The organism is Variovorax sp. MHTC-1 (assembly GCF_003984645.1).
GTDB lineage: Bacteria > Pseudomonadota > Gammaproteobacteria > Burkholderiales > Burkholderiaceae_C > Variovorax.
Map to the genome: position 1 here is coordinate 1 of NZ_RWKI01000070.1, position 1,760 is coordinate 1,760.

General features: G+C 71.0%; 1 protein-coding gene. It reads right to left on the bottom strand.

From position 1 onward, the window contains the following. A partial coding sequence (locus tag EJI01_RS28235; protein WP_185879110.1) for a ShlB/FhaC/HecB family hemolysin secretion/activation protein occupies positions 1-1,559 on the bottom strand: 1,559 nt, incomplete at its 3' end. Positions 1,560-1,760: the final 201 nt, after the last annotated feature.

The window sequence follows — 1,760 nt, forward strand, 5'->3', positions numbered from 1 at the left end:
CCGCTCAGGTGCCGCTCCGCCATCTGCCCGGTGGAGAGGCCGCCCACGCGCCCGTAGTCGATGCCGACGTAGAGCTCGGCGCCGCTCGTGCCCAGCGCCCAGCCGATGTCGTTGCGCAGCAGCCAGCCGTGCTCGCCCATCAGGCTGGCCTCGCCGTCGAAGCCGCGCACGCTGTAGCGCCCGCCGATCGAGAAGCGGTCCTGCGGCGTGAGCGGCGTGCGGTTCCACTGCCCGCGCCACAGGCCCGCGTAGCGCAGCTTCTGCGCGCCGAGCGCGAAGGGCACATTGAGGCCCAGCTCGGCAGTGACGAGCCTGAAGCGCGAAGTGCCTTCGCCGAAGAGTTCTTCGGGTGCCGCCAGCGCACCGAAGGCGCCGGTGCCGCGGCGGTAGGCGAGGTTGGCGTCCAGCGTGGCCTGCCCGATGAACTCGCGGTGCGCGAGGCCGAGCTCCCAGCCGGCGGTCACGCGCCGCTGCACCTCGATCTCGGTGTCGTCGATGAAGTTGCGCGCGCTGCGCCTGAAGCCGCGAAAGCTCAGCGTGGTCTTGCGGCGCTGGTCCCGGTAGACCAGGCGCGAGAGCTTGAGCTCGGCATTGCCCGACTCGCCGGCATAGACATAGTCCTGGTCGGCGCCCTGCACGGTCTGGTGGTAGCGGTTCTGCGAAGCGGTGGCGCCGAAGAGCCAGTAGCCGTAGGGCACGGAGTAGTGCACGGTCTGCCCGCTGGTGCCCTGGCCGCTGTGGTTGAAGGCGTCGTGGTTCGCGCTGACGTAGAACAGATCGTTGAGCCCGAGCGGATTGTCCCAGGCGACGGTGGCGCCGGCCTGCGTCTTGCCGGTGGCCTTGGTGCCACCGTCGTCCAGGCTCAGCGTGGTGCGCAGCGGAAAGCGCTGGCTGTACTTGACGACCAGGTCGCTGTCGCCGGGCCGCGCGCCCTCGGCCTTGGCGGGCTCGATCTGGATGTCGGCCTCGGCGGTCGGTGCGCGCTTGAGGTTCTCCAGGCCCTGCTCGATGTCGCGCAGATTGAGCAGATCGCCGGGGCGTGCGGGGATGGCGCTCGCGAGGCTGGTGCGCGCGTCGCTGCCCTCTGCAAAACGGATGGCGGCGATGCGGCCGGGGATCAGCGTGAGCGCGAGCGTGCCCTGGCTCAGGTCCTGCGGCGCCGCGAGCACGCGCGTGGTGACGTAGCCGCGCGCGACGGCGGCCTGCTGCAGCCGCGTGAGCACGATGTTGACGCCCTCGGTGCCGAGGCAGCGGCCCAGCGGGTTGTCGCTGCCGTCCTCGCCGGCGGCGGCTGCGAGCAGGCCCTGGAAGTCTTCGGCGAGCTCGCCGTCGAGCACGATGCGCTCGATGCGAAAGCACGGGCTTTCATCCTTGGCCAGGCGCCGGGTCTCGGGCGGCGCCGCGGGCTGCAGGCGGCTGTCGACCGCGCGTTCCTGCTGCTGGCGCAGCGCCCGTTCGCGCTCCTGCTGGCGCTGCTCTTCGACGAAAGGATTGGGCGCCGAGGGCAGCGGCGCGGTCTGCGCCTGCGCCACTGCCGCAGCGGCGCCCAGCACCGCCATCGTCCAGGCATTGCGCCGCAAAAAAGCGGCGCGCGTTTTCTCATGGGCCTGTGGCCCTCGACCTCCCCTGAATACCATCGCTGACCCCCACCCCTTCTTCTTGTTGAGGCGCGCATTCTGGCGGCCAGGGTCGGGGCTTCAAGCTGCGCGACAAGAATCTGCGCGCTTTCGTGACCGAATGCGCAGCGGCGCGATCCCGCG